Genomic DNA, 17,589 nt, shown 5'->3' with positions numbered 1-17,589 from the left:
TGTTACTTCTTAGACACTTCTTTGAAATTGGAATTCGATACACTAAAGACTGTTAGAAATTAGTTGTCGTTTTAAAGGAGTTGTTCGTGTCTTATGAAATCCTCGTCTCGTTCGATTACATATATGCCAGGGCTTGATGGCTTACGTGCCTTCGCCGTTTTATCTGTCATTCTCTACCATCTGTCTGTTTCATTCTTCTCCGGTGGTTTCCTCGGTGTTGATCTCTTTTTCGTCCTATCCGGTTACCTGATTACCGGTCTCTTGTTACGCGAGTGGCAGACAACCGGACGCCTCGATTTGAAACGGTTTTGGATTCATCGCTTCCGTCGCCTGTTCCCAGCCCTATTCGTCATGCTGTTACTTGTTCTCGGGTACGTGACCGTCTTTGAACACGAGCTGTTGCATACGGTCCGCCAAGATAGTGCCTTTGCGCTCATTTACGGGACGAACTGGTGGTATATCTTCCATGACGTCTCGTATTTCGAGTCGTTCGGCAAACCGTCACCGATTCAAAACCTTTGGTCACTTGCAATCGAAGAGCAGTTCTATTTGTTATTCCCGATCTTACTTTGGTTCGGAATGAAGAATCGCCGACTGTTCCTGCAATTGATGGGCGTTGCGGTCGGTGCATCCGTGCTCGCGATGGCGATTCAGTTCACACCTGGTGAAGACCCAAGTCGTGTCTACTATGGCACGGATACTCGATTATTCGCCCTATTGATTGGGAGTCTGCTCGCGTTCGCGTGGCAACCGACCCGCTTTAAGCCCGATATCCCAAAACGCGGTGTCCGGTTACTGAATCAAACAGGCGCTGTCACTTTGCCACTCTTGCTTATACTAATGATCGTCACAAGTGAGTTCGGAAGCTTTTTATACCGAGGTGGCTTTTTCCTTGTCGCGGTCCTTGCGGCGCTATTGATTGCTGCGATTGCCCATCCGGCGTCGATTTGGAGTCGCTGGTTTGCGCATCCGGCACTCGTTGCGATTGGCAAACGATCGTACGGTTTATATCTCTGGCATTTTCCCGTCATCACGCTGATGACGCCGGTCGAGCAGATCGGAACGTTTTCATTGCTTCGGACCGTGTTGATCGTCGTTGTGCTGGTTGCGTTAACCGAAGCATCGTACCGCTTCATCGAACGTCCGATCCGTCAGCACGGACTATCCGGTTATTTAGAACGTCTGTCGTTACATCCGCGGCAGTTACGTCAGTTTTCACCGATGCAATGGGCGAGTGTCGTTGTATTGACAGTGCTCGTCGTCAGCTTCATTGGTAACTTATCGATTCTCGCTGTCTCCGATACACCGAAGCCAGAACCTGCTTTTCATAAGGTAGCGGCACCAAAAGAAAAACCGAAGCCGGTCCTGAAACCGACGACACCAAAAGCAAAGCCCGATCAGCGAAAAATCTGTCGCCCGACGCTTGCCATCGGCGACTCGGTCTTACTCGGTGTCGAAGATTATCTCGGCAGCACGCTCAAGCAATTGACGATTGATGCGAAACTCGGTCGTCAGCTTCGTGAGGCGATTCCGCTGAGTGAGCAATATGCGGCGTACAATCGACATGGACGACAAGTCATCCTTCATCTCGGAACAAATGGTAGCTTCCGCAAAGATCAGTTGAACAGTTTGCTCGATCAATTCGCAAATGCCGATCACGTCTATCTGGTCACAGCACGCGTCCCGCGTCCATGGGAAGCGGAAGTCAATCAGATGTTACGCGAGGCCTCGAAACGAAAACGGGTCGAGCTGATCGACTGGCATGCTGTTGCCGTCAAGCATCCATCATACTTCGAAGCGGATGGTGTTCATTTGAATATCAAGGGTGCACGTGCCTATTCGAAAATTCTTGCGAAAGCGACGAATTGTGCCGTCTCAACGAAATAAAACCACGTCAAACAAGGTAGCGGAACTATCCGCTACCTTGTTTTTTCATGTTCACCCTGTCGCTAGCAATCCAAGATAAATCAGACTGACGCTGAATAAGCTTAACAAGACACCCACTGCATGGCGACGATACCCGAGTAAAAGCAGTGGTAAGGTCGCGATCCCGATCATCAAGACCCATCCATCCCCCGCTGGACCACTGGTTGGTAGTTGCCCTAGCGTCGGTTGTTCGAGACGACTGAGTGATGCACTTGCCATGAACAGCAGTATTAAAATGATGCTCTCCATCCGGAGTAACGGACGTGGATCGTACGTTGAGTCAAAACGCAACCGACGCCGGACGAGCGTGCCATTACAAAAGGCGTAGAACAAAAGCGGCAACAATAAGAGATGCTTCAGCAACAAGGCTTGACCGTATGGCACACCCAAAAGATTCGGATAACGTTCAAGTGGAATCGCCAGTTGCATCAGCAATAGACCCGACAGGATGACACCGATAAACGCGATTCGGGCAAACGGACTGAACCAACTTAAAAAGGCAGACCAATGAGCGGTCGAACGGGCACCGATAGCTAACCAAAACACGACGCCGATCCAAGCCGTCACACACAAGAAATGGCTAAACTGCAGCGTCCATCCAAGCACACCGTATTTCGCTGCGGCGTGACTCGTTCCTGCGATGCCAATCCATAACGGGATCGTCAAGAGTGCGAGTAGAACGGACCGTTGCTTTTGCCACGCGAGTACAATCAATAGGAGTAAAGCAGCGAAGTAAACGACAAGAAACATCTGACCGATATGCAACTCCAGTAACCCCGTTCGTAGAGCTTCTGTCATTGTTTGCGTCGAAAGCAGAAAACGAACGGCACCGATGACCGGGATACTTGTTCCAAGAACAAGCATCCCGAGCCCCGCCACCGCCCACGACATACCGTCCATTAATGGCGGTTTACGTTTCGTTGAGATGAAGCGTAATACCAAATAGCCCATCCAAAGCGCTCCACCCATGTAGACAAGTAGTTCGCCTAGAAACGCACTCATGTCGAACGACGACGTAATACGAGAAGGATGACGATACTAATTAACAGTCCCCCGACGATAAAAGGAAGCAGTGTCGGAACAAGTCCTTTTGAAACAGGCTCTGCTTCAGGAACGACTGTTGCTTTTGTTTCCATCGGCTCAGCCTTTTCTACAGTGCTTGTTTCAGCTTTCGCCGCACCCAGTACCGTAAAACGGATCGTTCCTTTCACAGGGTGACCATCATCTGAAATCGACGCCCACTTGATCGTGTATTTTCCTTCCGTTAAAGGCTCTGAGACGACAGCACTCAGTTCATTTCCGATGATAAGTGGTTTCGCAAGGGCTTGTTCAACCCCATTCGCGTCCACTACACGTAAGGTGCTCGTTTTTTCAACAGCCTCACTGAACGTCAAGCGGATCCGGTCGACGGGTTCAGATAATGCCGATCCCGCTGCCGGATTCGAGCTTTTTAAACTCGTGTGTGCTTCGACCGATATGGGCAACAGACAAATGAGGAATAGAAGTGCAAATCGGATGATGCGCATGTCGTTTACCTCCTTTCTGCTTGATGTGTACAAGAAAACCCGCTGTCACCAGCGGGTCGTCCTTTATTGTTGCGGGCGACGACGGAGTGCGAAGAATCCAAGGATCGATGCTGCTGCGATACCAAGCAGTGACCAAACGATACCTGTCGTCGATGATGCTTCTTCTTGCATACCACCGAGACCAGTGTTAGGCATTCCAGATGGTGCACCTTTGAATTTATCCGGGAACTGATCGACGATTGCTGTCGCTGTTCCTTCCCCTACGCCGTACATATGCGCATACGCTTCGCGAATCGCTGGGTACGTTTTGTCGTAATCTTTTTCATTGTAGCTATTGAAGGCGAGTAAGAGTTGGTCAATGTGAACCTTCAATCCTTCTTCCAAATCTTTTGCTTTTAAGCGACCTTCCGTTGCCGCATCGAGGAATGCTGCCTGTTCAACGCGGTATTCATCGAGTTCCTTCACAGCCATGTCGCGTGCTTGATCATCTTTCGCACCTGTTGCTTTGACATAATCAACGAAGTAGCCGATGTGGCTCGACCAGATTTTCTTGAATTGTTGTGCCGCTTCACTTCCGTAAACGGAGCCGATTGAAGCCGACAAATCATCTGTATTTTGACTTAAAGCACCAGCTGCTGCGTCAAAGTCTTTTGCACCGTCGATTCCTTTTTGCATCGCGAGAATTGCTAATGCTGCATGCTCTGAGAAGTTCCGGTTGAGTCCAGCACGAAGATCTGCTGCTGGTGTATCGACTTTCGTATTTTTGAATTTATCTGGGTACTGATCGACGATTGCACCAGCTAACCCTTCTCCGACCATATACATATGCTCGATCGCTTTACGTAGATTGCTATAAGCAGCGTCATAATCACCTGCTACATAGCTATCAAACGACGTTAATAGTTGTGTGATATGGACTTTAAGTCCTGCTTCCAGATCTGCTGCTTTCAGACGTCCGCCGGTTGCTTTATCGAGGAATGCAGCCTGCTCTACACGATACTCATCGAGGTCTTTCAATGCTTTTTGTTTTGCGTCTTCATCTTTTGCTCCGGTCGCTTTGACGTAATCGACGAAGTAACCGATGTGGCTCGCCCAGATGTCTTTAAATGCTTTTCCTGCATCGTCACCATAGACGGAACCGACAGCTGCCGCTAAATCATCCGTGTTTTGATTCAAGGCACCTGCTGCTTGTTCAAAATCTTTTTTACCATCAATCCCTTTTTGCATCGCGACGACTGCGAGATACGCGTGTTCAGATAGAATTTGATCGAGTGTCGCTCGTAGATCCGATGCTGGGGACGAGACGTCAAGTGAGACTTTTCCTGAACTGTGGGACATCTTACTATGGTCCTCATGACCATGAGCACTGACACCTGCTGCTGGAATCAACAATGCGGCACTAAGCGGAACAGCGAGATACGACTTTTTCATCTTCATCTTATGAACACCCCTTTAATTTTTTGGAATTCACATAGATAACGTAAGGAGTTCATAAATAGTTTTATCTTTTTACATTTTTTATTTAAAATATTTTTTTCAAAGAAATACATCTGTTCATTACTTTAATTATTTTTTAGTTTTTATTTACTCGTTTTACGAAACAATCGACTTATTTTCTAATCAATTCATTAGAATCTTTTTATAACCACATCTTTTATTTTTTTAGAACAGGAGTGAAATTATGAAACGAATCCTCATTGGCGCAGTACTTGCTTCCCTCGTCGTCTCGCAAGCAGTCGGACCTGTAGAAGCAAAAAGTAAATCGAAGAAGAAAGCTGTCGTGCAAGTCGATCGAGACAAAAATGGCATCCCGGATGCTTGGCAAAAGCAATATCATTTGGGATATGGAAAACACGTCGCAACAAAAGATCACGATCGCGACGGTTTGACGAATGTACAGGAGTATAAACTTCGCCTCATCCCAACCAAATCGGATTCGGATCGTGACGGAATCAAGGATGGGAAAGAGGATTCGGACCGCGACTTACTTACGAATCAACAAGAATACACAGCGCATCTGAACCCGTTGAGAAAGGATTCCGATCAAGATGGTATTTCCGACGCGAAAGAAGACCAAGATCAGGATCGATTGACGACACGAGAAGAGTTCATCGTTGGTACGCAACCATTGAAAAAGGATTCAGACCGTGATGGCATCAAAGACAATGAAGAAGACCGGGATCAGGATACGCTTATCAACGAAGATGAATTTGAACTCGGTTCTGATCCAACAAAAGCAGACAGTGATCAGGACGGAACACGAGATGATCAGGAAGATACGGATCAAGATGGCGTTCAAAATAACCAAGAACTCAAACGGATCATGATCAAAGTAACGGATACGAACAAGAAAAAGTTCGAGTGGCGCTATAGTAACGAACATCAACGGAAAGAATTACGCTTTAAAGACGAGATCGGTATCACTGACGTTGCGACGTTACAAGACCGTCTTCTCGTCACGCCATCGATGACAGAAAAAGAAGTATTAGCGTTAGTCGCTCAGGCGCTTCAATTGCCAAACATGAAAACACTACAAATCCAAGTCAAGTTCTACAATGGACAAGAGTTTGAATCGGAAGATGAACACTCGGATGACGACGGTGCATCGGATGATTCTGGGGATGATGAAGGAGATGACGATTCCGACGATCATGGCGATGATCATGGTGGTCACGGTGATGATGATTGATTCTCGATACACAAAGAGAGAACGGAAAATTCCGCTCTCTCTTTTTTCATACTCCTATTAATGATGGTGACCGCTACTTCCACCAGCGGGTTTTGCTCCACCTTGTAAGATTTTTAAATCCTGCGCCGACAGTTTTCCGACAATGAATTGCCGTGTCGGCATGATCATCGCACCTTTACTGCTTGCATGCGCTTTGACATAATACAAGCCAGACTTCGGAAGTGCTTTTGCAATCGTATAGACACCCGGTTTCTTTTCCTCTGCCGGTTCCATACTATAGCGGACTGTTCCGTCCGCTTTCCAGATTTCAAAGTGGACGTAGTCGACTTGTTGAGCCGGTTTCGCTTCACGCCAGACTGTTGCTTCGAACGTCTGCTTTTTCTTCGCATCCGGTTGTACGCCTTTTGGGACATTCATTTTAATCGACAGCGGCTTAGATACGACATACTGTGCCGCTGCATCAGAATCAACGGCGCAGCCAGCAAGGCTCATCGTCGTGACGAGCAGTCCACCGAGCACGAATGTTTGAATCGATTTACGCATTGAAGAACCTCCTTACACTCGAAATACGACGAATGACGAGGAAATCGAGTAACCAGACGACGAGCAACGAGAGACCAACAAGTGGGAAGACAATCCCCAGCACAACAAGCACAGCGAGGAATCCTTTCAACATGAATGCTTTCGGACCTTTTGGTGCCCCCATCCCCTTACTTGGTTTTCGCTTCAACCAGAGATAGAAACCACTGACTGCTACGAGAATGATTCCAAGACAAATCAATAGACTGATCAATTGGTTGAACCAGCCGAATTCCGTTCCTTTGTGGAGTGTGATTCCGGTCGCGACAATCTTCCCGACGACGCCATAATTGTCATAACGATAGTCAGCGAGCACGGCACCGGAATATTGATCGAGATGGATCGTCGCTTCATCCTGTGCTTTCGCTGGATACGCGGACAGTGTATAGACACCGCTTGGATCACTCGGGATGCTGATTTTAAAGCTTGGGTCCATCCCTTGTTGTTTGCCGATCGCAACGATGTCATCGATCGAAGCCGGAACGGCTCCTTCGACTTTCGACTGAGGTACATCAAGTGTTTCAGCGGCCCACGGGACTTCTGCGATATCCTTCGTTTGAAGCGTTGACGTCGGTGCTTCCCCACCCCAGATGGACGGTGGATAGCCCAGTCCTTGGTTCGTGACGAGTGACTGGAAGTTCGTTCCCCAGAAACCGGACCACGGAAGACCTGTCAGGATGAGGAATAACATTCCTGCTGTGATCCAAAATGCCGGAACAGCGTGGAGATCACGACGGAATAACTTCTTTCCTTGACGCAATCGCGGAAACAATACGCCAGACAACCCTTTTTGTTTACGCGGGAACCATAAGAATAATCCTGTCACGATCAAGACGATTGCCCAACAGGCAACGAGTTCGACGATCCGGTCACCGGTCGTCCCTGCCATCAGTTCTCCGTGGATTTCTTCAATTTTGTTCATGATTCGATCGTCGTCCGATAATGTTCCGATGATTTTCCCGGAGTACGGATTGACGAAGACTGTCGCCGACATCTTAGGTGACGAGATGTTCACTTCACTGGATCGATCGTCAGATTCACCCGGTCGGTATGACGTAACGAGCGCGTCCGGATACTTCGCTTTGACGCGATTGATTTGTTCCGTCGCCGTGATGCGATCCGCTTTTGGTGTAACTTCATAATACGATTGATACAGGACGTTTTCGATTTGCGGCTTAAATAGATAAATCGATCCTGTCACGGCAAGCATGACGAGGAACGGTGCAAAAATGATACCAGCATAAAAGTGCCACCGCCAAATCGTCCGGTAAGCAGAAGAAGTCGGTGCTTTTTTGACCGTCTCTTCCGTCTGCATGAGATTCATATGTATCCTCCTCTAATAATAAATATGTCCACTCTGTGAACACCTTTTAGTATAAGCGTTTACAATCTATTTCCGCCCACTGGCTTGTGACGATAAATTGCCAATCCAGTGTGTAAATCACGTAGCTTTTAAGAAGTGATGTGCGTCATTTTTTGACAATGATTTCACTTTTTTTGTAGATTACTTCTTATTTCAAAAAACTATCCTTATTCATAAAACCAAACTTTAACCTAAAAAGCGAATCCATTATCGGATTCGCCGTTGTATATGTGATTTACATCGAGGACTCTTCTTCCAACGCTTGCTTTTGACGATGATGATGGACGATTCCGATGACCGCTGCTCCAATGAGGATCACGATGATTGATCCAATGACACCAGGATTCACCTGTAGCCAGTTCCACAGTTCCGACCACGTCACAGCTTCTCCAATTCGAATGATGATGAATGTCCACAGTCCTGTATAGACGCCTGCTGCTAAGAACGTCATCACTAAATAACGCGGTAACGGATAACCAAGAAGTCCGGCGACATAATGAATCGGATGTCTGACGCCGGGTAAGAAGAACGATAGTCCGATTGCCCATAACCCGCGTCGATCGATGATTGCTTCTGCTCGTTCTAAGAAACGGGACTTCATCCAGCGTTTGACGAGCGGAATCTCCCGGAAGAACCGGGCAAGCAGATAAAACCATGTAAAAGCGATGAAGAAAATCGGCCATGCCGTCAACCAGATAACGACCGGGTACATTCCTTCTCTTAAACGCAGTGCTGCGAAACCCATCATTAAGACATCGTCCGACAATGGGGTGAACATGATTCCGCCAGCCAGGCGGACGAGTGCCATGATATCCATCACATATCCCTACTTTCTGTTTCTCTCTATATTCAGTATCCCCGATTTTTCTAAAGTTGAGCCCCGTCCGTTTCTTAAGTTCTTCTTTAGCTTTACTTTTTGGAACAAAATAAATCGTCATCGATTACGGAAAGTCTGCTATGTCTTATGAAATGTATCCACCCCCACTTTTATAAAAAATCCTTTTTCCATCTCGAGAAAAAGGGTTTCATCCGTTCGTTCGAGAAGGGGTACAACGTACATCTGAACGCTCATCTGATAGGAGGAATTTCCATGTTGCATCGCCGGAAGACCTATACGATTCGTCCCGAACGCCTAGAAGAATTTACTGAGTTTTTCCATACCTACCTGTATCCGCTCCAAGTCAGTCACGGTGCCCGCCTTGTCGGTCGCTGGGTGACGGAAGCAGAAGATGAAGTCATCGCCATTTGGGAATACCGCGACCGTGAACATTACGAACAAGTCGATCGTGATGTCCGGAACAGTGCCTTACGCCGTGAAGCGATGAAGAAACGCGCGCGCCTCGGCAAAAACCTCTATATCAAATCCTATGAAGATTTCATGACGTCGACTGGTACGTACGCTCCCCCTCGCGCGATCGTCAGCGTGACCGCGTACATCACGAACGATGCCGGTGAAGTCCTGCTCGTCCGTAACCTCCACCGGGGTGATACGTATGAGATGCCAGGTGGACAAGTCGAAAATCATGAGTCGATTCTTGACGCCATCAAACGCGAAGTCAAAGAAGAGACCGGTATCGATGTCTCAATCGATGGCATCACCGGTATTTATCAAAATGTCTCAAGTCATGTCCTTTGTGTCTGCTTCCGCGGAAAAGCCATCGGTGGTGAGCTCGCCACACAAGAAGGCGAAACGACGGATGTCGGATTCTTCCCGCTAACGCGCGACTCGCTGAGTGAGTATATCAAACGGGAGCACTTCCAGTTGCGGACACTTGATGCGATGGATCCGCACTACTTCCCGCATGCCTTATATAAAGTTAGACCGTATGAGTTGATCAGCCGGTATGACGGCAATGCAACGTCATCTTCACGGTAAACAAAAAATCCCCTTGCAGATTTTTCTCCGCAAGGGGATTTTTTCGGTTACGTTGTCAATCGAGCAGTGATTCCGGCATCATCGGTAACATAAACATCGCCCGCATCATCGGTAACAGTATAAGCAGAAGACTTTAATGTTTCGATGGCTGCTTGAAGCGTCGCTTGATCCGGATAACGCAGCGTCCAGTAAACAAGTCCGACCGCATCTTCCGGATTCGTCGGTGCGTTCACTCCAGACCAGACGTTCAGACCGATATGATGATGGTAGCCGCCGGCAGCGACGAACAAGGCACGCATCCGCGAAGCGTCAGCCGCAACCTCAAAGCCGAGCGTGTCGACATAAAAGGCACGCGCCGCTTCGAGTGTCTTGACGTGGAAATGGACATGTCCCATGACCGTATCGCTTGGCATGCCGTACCAGTCTTCTTCTCCCGCTTCGACGAGCATACTTTGCCAGTCAACAGGATCCGTCGTCATCTTGACGTCTCCATTTGCTTCATACGTCCATGTCTCACGTGGACGATCGGCATAAATCTCGATCCCGTTCCCGTCTGGATCGGACAGATAAAAGGCTTCACTGACGAGATGGTCACCTTGACCAATCTCGATTCCTTGTTCGATCAGATTCCGGATGACAAAACCGAGTTCTTTTCGGTTTGGTAGCAAAATCGCAAAATGGTATAACCCGGCGACCGAGTTCGGTGGGAAACGGCGGGCATTCGGATGAACTTCAAGTTCAATGAGTGGTGTATCTTGTGCACCGAGCACCGTTAGCTGATCGGTTTGCGTCAGCACACGTAATCCAAGTGATGACGTATAAAATGAAACGGAACGGTCAAGATCCGTGACGCGTAAACGAACAGGACCGAGTGTAATCTGTGGGTGAATCGACATGTTGTTTCCTCCTTCAATGAATTAGCTCATACCTCTATTATTACGCGGAAGTGATGGAAGCGGAAGTAGGCACGAATAAGTGGTATAGTATCCTAAACGATACCATGAAGGAGGAAGACCGATGGAAGAGACACCAAGCTGTCGGGTTGAGACCGCACTCGAAATCTTGACCGGAAAATGGAAACCGTCGATTTTACTCGTTTTGATCACACATGGAACGCTTCGCTTCAGTGAACTGAAACGACAATTGCCGAACATCACGCAAAAGATGCTGACGGCTCAATTGCGCGAGCTCGAACTAAATGACATCGTGCACCGTGAGATTTACCAGGAAGTCCCGCCACGCGTTGAGTATTCTCTGACGGACTATGGACGGACACTGATTCCGGTTCTTGACGCGATCAATGCATGGGGCGAACAACATGTTCAACATTTAGCAAAAAAAGAAACTGCATCTTTCTCAACTCTTTAAATTTCACTTACGCTTGTTGAGATGCGACAACTGACTGAACAGCTTTAACTTGATCTAAATAAGCAGTAAACTCAGATTCCTCAGAATATGACAAATATAAATATTCTTTTGCTCGCGTCATTCCGATATACATCAGCGATACTTCACGTTCAACATCTTTTTCTAAAGGGAATGGCATCAAGTCTACTTTAATCATAAAGACTGCTTGAAAATCTAATCCTTTACTACTGTCGATTGTGCTCAATTTGACGCTGTTTGACTCTGGATTATATGAACGTTTGGATTCCTCATTTTCAGAAATCCACTCGTAGGCTATTCCGTATCGTGTTAAGCTACGACGAAGTTCATCTATGACATTGTGTTTGTACGTACGTTTAACTCGATATAAAATAAGCATTTCTGAAAAAGGTACATTTTTTGTTTGATGAAGTCGGATGATTTGTCTTGCAACCAAATCGACCTCTTTTGCGAATTTATCTACTTTCATCAGGGCCACTTCAGGTCCTTTTCGTCTTGTACTCAAAGGTGAAATTAACTCTACACTATCCGTTTGTCCTGAAACAACCTTATTTTTTAAGACAGAATGTTGTTGGAAAAATTCCCATGCAAACTTTACAATTTGTGATGTATTACGATAATTAATATTCAATATTTTTGATCGTCCTCTAAAATCAAGACCAGTTTCTTTAGCATAGCTTCCTTTTTTCTTATAAATAGACTGTGCTCGATCTTCTACTAACAACAGAGACTGAGTCTCAGGATTTAAGCAAAGACTAACTAAATGCAACCATGACATTTGAAAATCTTGACCTTCATCAATTAATATAGCATCGTATTTTGGGACAATTATTTTATTGTTCTCAAGTGAATCAATTAGCCCATCAATTTGTTTCTCGGATGTTTTTAAACTTTGCTTTAACCACTGATGAAAATTTAAAATATGCAAATTGTCTGGAATTTTTCCAATCATAGAGTTCCCTTTCTCATATGCATAATCAAAAAGGTCCTCTGGTTGCGAATACATGGATTGAATTATATGTTTAATATTTTGAGATAATGAAATATTGTAGCATAAAATAAGTATTTTCCAATCTGGATGCTGCTTTGCTAGCATTTTTGCTCTACTAGCCAATATTAGTGTCTTCCCACTTCCTGCAACTCCTCGGATCATTCGATGACGATCACCGATTTGTTTCGCTAAGTTCTCCTGATGTAAGTCCATTGTTTTAATGTCATATAAAGACAACAGTAATTGATCCTGATGTGGAATTGTTTTTTGAAATTCTGCCCCTAAACGTACTTCCGGAAACAGATAGTATCGAATTGTATTGATTTCTTCATAGGTTAGAGGCTCTTTCAAACGAAAATTTACTTTGAACATTCCAATCAAGCGTTCAATTAGCTGTTCTTCAGAAAAAAGCGGATCTTCTGGATTAATGGATTCACGCGCTAACATTGATTCCATATCAATCACGTGATACAGCTGATTTTTAACTATTTGTTGCTCAGACAATCGTGTAAAGACGACTCCATATCCATAAGGAAACTTTAACTGAAATTGATATTTCCCACTTCCTTGGATTAAGTTTTTATCTTTTTTTAGTACATCTACTACTTTAAACGCATATTCTCTAGCCTGAACTAATGGACTTTTAACCGTATGCAAATTCCCACTCGTTGATTGAATTGTCCACTGATCTTGATTCAATTGATATAACGTATTACTAGTATAATCCTTTACTTCTAAAACCAATAAACCAATATCAGGACCGATAATGACGAAGTCAGGTCTTACTCCTTTAATCTCAGGTTCAAAATATACAATGTAATCATCTGGTAAGTATTCTTTTAAAGTTCGAAATAACAGACGTTCGCCTGCAGTCGCTGAAGTTCGAATTGTTTCAGGGACAGTTGTAGCCATCGATGCCATCTCCCAGTGAATTTTTAATTTTAAGGATATTTTACCATTTCTATTGCTATTTAGTATCCATTTTAAGTAAACTGACGAAATAGACTTCTGTTTCAGAAAGGAATGAGTCCTCATGCATCAACTTCATGCGATCGAGCAACTTGTGGCTCGACTCAAACAAGATCCTGCAGTCGAAGCTATCTTTTTGAAAGGATCTTTTGGACGGGGAGAAGAAGATGTCCATTCAGACATCGATCTGTATTGTCTCGTCTCGGAAGAACGTCAAACAACATTCTTATCGCGTCGTTTGTCCCACCTTTCTGCTTATCGTTCGATCATCTGGAAAGATGAGATCGATATCATCGCCCCACAAATGATCGTCGTCTATGATGATCTGCTACATATTGATTTGTTTACAGTGACGCTGGACTCGCTGAACCATAAGGATCAATTGCGTGTCTTGTATGATCCACAAGAACAGTTGACAGACTTTATCGACACATGTGACTTAACGCTGTCTGCTCAGGAAGCGACTGACGAAGCGATTGATGCTGCCTGGTTCTTGTTCCAATATAAAAAAGCAGCGGCACGAGGTAACGACTTATGGGCAGTCGAGATGCTCCGTAGCGCCTTGATCAAGTTCGCAAAAGTATTACTCCATCATCATGCTCCAGAACGAGCGCAACTCGGATTAAAAACGATTCCGACGACATTGCCTGACGGTCCACGCCTTGCTCTTGAAGCAATCTACGACGTCTTGACACCCACGACGCATACGGAAGCAGCTCAACGTTATTTGGCATGTCTCGCGACTGAACGGAAGACACTCGATCAGACGCTCGTCACGCATCCCGAAACACTCGACTTACTCGATCGTTTAACGCATGAACTATCGATGCAACAAGTAAAACGATAACAACAAAGGAGTAGCAGGCAAATGCCCGCTACTCCTTTGTCTGCTCACCCATCATCGTGTCAATTGAATCTCTTTTGATTGTCCACCCGCCCAGCCAAAACCGGATGAGACTTCAAGATTTGGATTTTGGACCTGCTTCGGTAATTCGAAAACGATGTTGCCGCTTTTCTCGATATTCGGGTTGATCGTCTCTAAGAAGAAGCCCATACCGTCTTCATTCGCATAGAGATCGAGCTCCGTATCGGCTGAGTATTCCGTATCGCCGACATTGACTTTAAACATGTTACTGTCGACGAATCGCTCTTCCTTATCTCCGTTTAGAATCGTCAGACTGATAACTAAGAACTGTCCTGATGTTTTCTTTTCACCGAGAACGTTCGACAACGTATCGACCATCTTGACGTCGTTGACGACGTACGTCAGTTTTCCGACCTTTACCTGATCATTCACCCCGTATGTTTTCTTGACCGGCTTCGCAGCTGCTTTTGCTTTTACTGGTTTTACTGGTTTTACTTCTGATTTGACTGCTTCTTGTTCGACTTCTACTTTTTTCTCCGGTGCTGCTTGTTCTTCGTCATCTCCTAGATTTCCGAGAATGACTGCACCGATCACGATAATTCCTGCCCACTTCAATCCTTTTTTCATGTTACTTCCTCCTTTTAATATGGCTGACTCACGTCTGATAGCCTTAGTATAGGAAGAAGCAATCCCTTATCCTTTACACTTTTTCAACCAGGTTATTTTTTGTTTATGGTTCGATAAAAAGATTGACAAAAAATAAAAGAGAACGCTGATTTCAGCGCCCTCTTCTCCTTATTCTTCTTTGACCCGGATGACGATTTTTCCTTTTGCGTGTCCTTCTTCACCATAATCGTGCGCTTCCTTGATTTGGTCGAGATCAAAGATCCGGTCAACGACAGGTTGTAGCTCGCCACGTTCGACCGCTTTAGCGATATGCTGTAAACGCTCACCTGTCGGTTGCATGAAGACGTACGCAGAACGCGCATTATGCTCTTTTGCTTGCTCTTCATCGGGTGGTGTAGAAATGGAGACGAGCATGCCGTTCGGCTTCAGCATCTGATACAGTTCCCCTTGCTTGTCGCCACCCATCGTATCAAATACAAAATCGACGTCGCGAACACGATCGGCCGGATTTTCCTGTTTATAGTCAATGACTTCGTCGGCTCCAAGTGCTTTTACCCAGTCAACGTTTTTCGTACTTGTTGACGTGATCACGTACAACCCATTCGCTTTCGCAAGTTGAATCGCAACCGTTCCGACACCCCCTGATCCGGCACCAATGAAGATCCGGTCACCCGGCTTCGCATCCATCACTTCGAACATGACCTGCCACGCTGTATGCGAGACGAGTGGGAGCGAAGCCGCTTCAGCAAAACTTAGCGATTCTGGTTTTTTGACGACAAGATGTGCATCGACCGCGACGTACTCCGCATACGTTCCTTGACGGGCGATTTCCGGGCGACTGAAGACGGCGTCCCCGATTTGAAGATCGGAGACATTCGCTCCGACTTCCTGAATCACACCGGCAACGTCCCACCCGATGACGAGCGGCATTTCGTAGCTCAACATCTGACGTAAATATCCTTCGCGCAGTTTCCAATCGACCGGATTCACACTCGCGGCATAGACTTCGATTAAGACATCATCCGGTCCGATGACCGGCTTTTCCAGTTCCCCGACCTTAAATTGTTCCGATCCACCATACTGTTCAATGTAAGCTGCCTTCATCCGTTGACTCCTCCTTCAAGGTTCGTTCCCTATCTTCTTCCCCGTCCGTCCTACCGACAAACAGTCTGAAGATATACAACAGCTCCCCATCGATCGATGAGGAGCTGTTTCGTTAACGATTCGTTTGCTGAAGAGTGGATGCCGTTTCGTTCAAGGCATGGATCGCATGCTGCAGCTCCATGACCTGACCGACTTGGTGACGTGTCAAGCCGGATAGTGACTCACTTTGTGAGAGTAATGCATTCATGAACGTGTCGAGTTGACCGGCTGCTGTCGTGATGGCGGCAAGACTGCTCGTCATCGTTGCGAATTGGGTCTGCGCCGACTGGATTGATCCAACAACTTCCGTTGCATCCGTCTCGATCGTTTGCAGCGCTAACTGACTCTCTGCCATGCGTTCTTCCTGCTCACGTAGCAATGTCGTACTCGCATGAATCGAGTTCCCTGTTTGCGTGACGTCCTGATCAACACGTTCAATGATCGCATTGATTTCTTTCGACGCTTCTGCCGTCTGTGCTGATAGATTACGAATTTCTTGCGCAACGACCGTAAAACCTTTTCCGAACTCACCCGCACGAGCTGCTTCGATCGATGCGTTAAGACTGAGCAAGTTCGTTTGCGCCGCAATCGCATTGATGCTCGACGTGATGGCGACGATTTCCTGGAAACGTCCAGCAAGCTGTCCGAACGACGTGACCGAATCATCCATGCTCGTCGTCAATTGTTGTAGGGATTGTCCCGCAAGACCAATCGTCTGCCTGCTTTGTTCAGCTGTCGTTCGTGATGAGGAGCTTCGTTCGAGCGCACGGTCGACTGATACCGTCACTTCCTCCATCCGGTTGACTTGCTGTTCGTTCAATTGACGGATTTCGCGAATCGCTTGAACGCTACCTGCTGCATCATGCGCCAACTGTTGCATCGCTAGATCGACCTGACTGAACGAATCCTTCGCCGCGTCGACAGTCTCGCTCATCTCTTCCGTGAATGTTGTCACTTCCGTTGCGGTTGCTGCCGTTTGCTCGAGAGCAATTTGTGATGTTGCCGCATAGGCTTCCGACCGTTCCTGTTCTTGGCGGACGGCTAACATGACGTTCCGTCCAAAGACGGCGACAAAGACAGCCGCCGAGAAAATCATCAAATAGATGACATACGCGACGATCAAATCGAATGTATTCGTAAAGACAATCGTTCCAAGCATTGTGAATACAGCCATTTCAACTAAACCAAGGATTCCGGCGAGAATGACCAACCTCGGAATCAAATAGACGATTGAAATCGTCAAGTAGAGATAGACGATCGTCCAAATGCTCGGCGACGGTAATGTTATTAAAACGAGAGCGAGGACGAAATACGTTAACGTCACTTGAACGTACTTCCCGCTCGGACGATGTCCAAGTAGACGGTTGCCCACAAGCAACGCGACCGTCAAGATCAAACCACCGACTAAAAACTGATAAAACACACTGATCGGGACGTAATTCATTTGCGCGAATAAGAAAATCAATGGATGCGCAATCGTAATTAACGTTGCAATCAGGCGGGACAAAATCTTTGTACTTTGTTGCTCGAGGGCAGATACCATCTTGTTCAAACTCCTTCACCTTATTAAAGTCATACAATTGTTCATCGGCAGAAAGAATTCAATCGTTAAGTCCCTCAAGCGACTTTTTTTCTTGACGCTTTCTTAA

16 protein-coding genes are annotated in these 17,589 nt (G+C 46.3%); 5 read left to right on the top strand and 11 right to left on the bottom strand.

Going from position 1 to position 17,589, the window contains the following annotated elements:
- Positions 1–93: 93 nt before the first annotated feature.
- Positions 94–1,887, top strand: a complete 1,794-nt coding sequence (locus ACHWTJ_RS14800; RefSeq protein WP_294739365.1) for an acyltransferase family protein — start codon at positions 94–96, stop codon at positions 1,885–1,887.
- Between the two features lie 51 nt (positions 1,888–1,938).
- Here the strand turns inward: ACHWTJ_RS14800 and ACHWTJ_RS14795 are convergent, their stop codons facing one another.
- From ACHWTJ_RS14795 to ACHWTJ_RS14785, 3 genes are all read right to left on the bottom strand, one after another.
- Positions 1,939–2,928, bottom strand: a complete 990-nt coding sequence (locus ACHWTJ_RS14795) for a CopD family protein (protein WP_394679937.1) — start codon at positions 2,926–2,928, stop codon at positions 1,939–1,941.
- The gene (locus tag ACHWTJ_RS14790; RefSeq protein ID WP_294749990.1) at positions 2,925–3,452 is read right to left on the bottom strand and encodes a copper resistance CopC family protein; all 528 of its coding nucleotides are present in this window, start codon (positions 3,450–3,452) and stop codon (positions 2,925–2,927) included. Before ACHWTJ_RS14790 ends, ACHWTJ_RS14795 begins: the two co-directional genes overlap by 4 nt.
- Before the next feature lie 63 nt (positions 3,453–3,515).
- On the bottom strand, positions 3,516–4,889 hold the full coding sequence (locus tag ACHWTJ_RS14785; RefSeq protein WP_294739373.1) for a copper amine oxidase: 1,374 nt from the start codon (positions 4,887–4,889) through the stop codon (positions 3,516–3,518).
- 244 nt (positions 4,890–5,133) lie between these two features.
- Here ACHWTJ_RS14785 and ACHWTJ_RS14780 point away from each other — a divergent pair, with 244 nt between their 5' ends.
- A complete protein-coding gene (locus tag ACHWTJ_RS14780; RefSeq protein WP_394679936.1) occupies positions 5,134–6,141 on the top strand; it encodes a hypothetical protein in 1,008 nt (335 codons plus the stop codon).
- A 57-nt stretch (positions 6,142–6,198) separates the two neighbouring features.
- Here the strand turns inward: ACHWTJ_RS14780 and ACHWTJ_RS14775 are convergent, their stop codons facing one another.
- From ACHWTJ_RS14775 to ACHWTJ_RS14765, 3 genes are all read right to left on the bottom strand, one after another.
- Entirely contained in the window at positions 6,199–6,684 is a 486-nt protein-coding gene (locus ACHWTJ_RS14775; protein ID WP_394679935.1) for a FixH family protein, read from the bottom strand.
- On the bottom strand, positions 6,677–8,044 hold the full coding sequence (locus ACHWTJ_RS14770) for a PepSY domain-containing protein (protein ID WP_294739378.1): 1,368 nt from the start codon (positions 8,042–8,044) through the stop codon (positions 6,677–6,679). Before ACHWTJ_RS14770 ends, ACHWTJ_RS14775 begins: the two co-directional genes overlap by 8 nt.
- Positions 8,045–8,318: 274 nt before the next feature.
- On the bottom strand, positions 8,319–8,900 hold the full coding sequence (locus ACHWTJ_RS14765) for a DedA family protein (protein ID WP_294739381.1): 582 nt from the start codon (positions 8,898–8,900) through the stop codon (positions 8,319–8,321).
- A 273-nt stretch (positions 8,901–9,173) separates the two neighbouring features.
- Here ACHWTJ_RS14765 and ACHWTJ_RS14760 point away from each other — a divergent pair, with 273 nt between their 5' ends.
- Positions 9,174–9,959: an NUDIX domain-containing protein gene (locus ACHWTJ_RS14760; RefSeq protein WP_294739383.1), complete on the top strand. Its 786-nt coding sequence runs from the start codon at positions 9,174–9,176 to the stop codon at positions 9,957–9,959.
- A 47-nt stretch (positions 9,960–10,006) separates the two neighbouring features.
- On the opposite strand, the gene ACHWTJ_RS14755 is transcribed toward ACHWTJ_RS14760, so the two are convergent.
- Positions 10,007–10,855 carry a VOC family protein gene (locus ACHWTJ_RS14755; RefSeq protein ID WP_394679934.1) on the bottom strand — a complete coding sequence of 283 codons (849 nt, stop codon included), beginning with the start codon at positions 10,853–10,855 and terminating at the stop codon, positions 10,007–10,009.
- A 121-nt stretch (positions 10,856–10,976) separates the two neighbouring features.
- On the opposite strand from ACHWTJ_RS14755, the gene ACHWTJ_RS14750 reads away from it, so the two are divergent.
- Positions 10,977–11,327, top strand: a complete 351-nt coding sequence (locus ACHWTJ_RS14750) for a winged helix-turn-helix transcriptional regulator (protein ID WP_394679933.1) — start codon at positions 10,977–10,979, stop codon at positions 11,325–11,327.
- Positions 11,328–11,334: 7 nt separating this feature from the next.
- Here the strand turns inward: ACHWTJ_RS14750 and ACHWTJ_RS14745 are convergent, their stop codons facing one another.
- Positions 11,335–13,248: a 3'-5' exonuclease gene (locus tag ACHWTJ_RS14745; RefSeq protein ID WP_394679932.1), complete on the bottom strand. Its 1,914-nt coding sequence runs from the start codon at positions 13,246–13,248 to the stop codon at positions 11,335–11,337.
- 121 nt (positions 13,249–13,369) lie between these two features.
- On the opposite strand from ACHWTJ_RS14745, the gene ACHWTJ_RS14740 reads away from it, so the two are divergent.
- Positions 13,370–14,152, top strand: a complete 783-nt coding sequence (locus tag ACHWTJ_RS14740; protein ID WP_394679931.1) for a nucleotidyltransferase domain-containing protein — start codon at positions 13,370–13,372, stop codon at positions 14,150–14,152.
- A gap of 51 nt (positions 14,153–14,203) precedes the next feature.
- On the opposite strand, the gene ACHWTJ_RS14735 is transcribed toward ACHWTJ_RS14740, so the two are convergent.
- The 3 genes from ACHWTJ_RS14735 to ACHWTJ_RS14725 form a co-directional block, all read right to left on the bottom strand.
- A complete protein-coding gene (locus ACHWTJ_RS14735) occupies positions 14,204–14,797 on the bottom strand; it encodes a DUF4352 domain-containing protein (protein WP_394679930.1) in 594 nt (197 codons plus the stop codon).
- A 168-nt stretch (positions 14,798–14,965) separates the two neighbouring features.
- Entirely contained in the window at positions 14,966–15,901 is a 936-nt protein-coding gene (locus ACHWTJ_RS14730) for an NADP-dependent oxidoreductase (protein WP_294739395.1), read from the bottom strand.
- A gap of 112 nt (positions 15,902–16,013) precedes the next feature.
- Entirely contained in the window at positions 16,014–17,483 is a 1,470-nt protein-coding gene (locus ACHWTJ_RS14725; protein ID WP_294739397.1) for a methyl-accepting chemotaxis protein, read from the bottom strand.
- Positions 17,484–17,589: the final 106 nt, after the last annotated feature.

The sequence above is a fragment of the uncultured Exiguobacterium sp. genome (assembly GCF_964277885.1).
Taxonomy (GTDB): Bacteria; Bacillota; Bacilli; order Exiguobacteriales; family Exiguobacteriaceae; genus Exiguobacterium_A.
The sequence above is the reverse complement of the archived record's forward strand: the minus strand, read 5'-3'. Positions and strand labels throughout refer to the sequence as shown.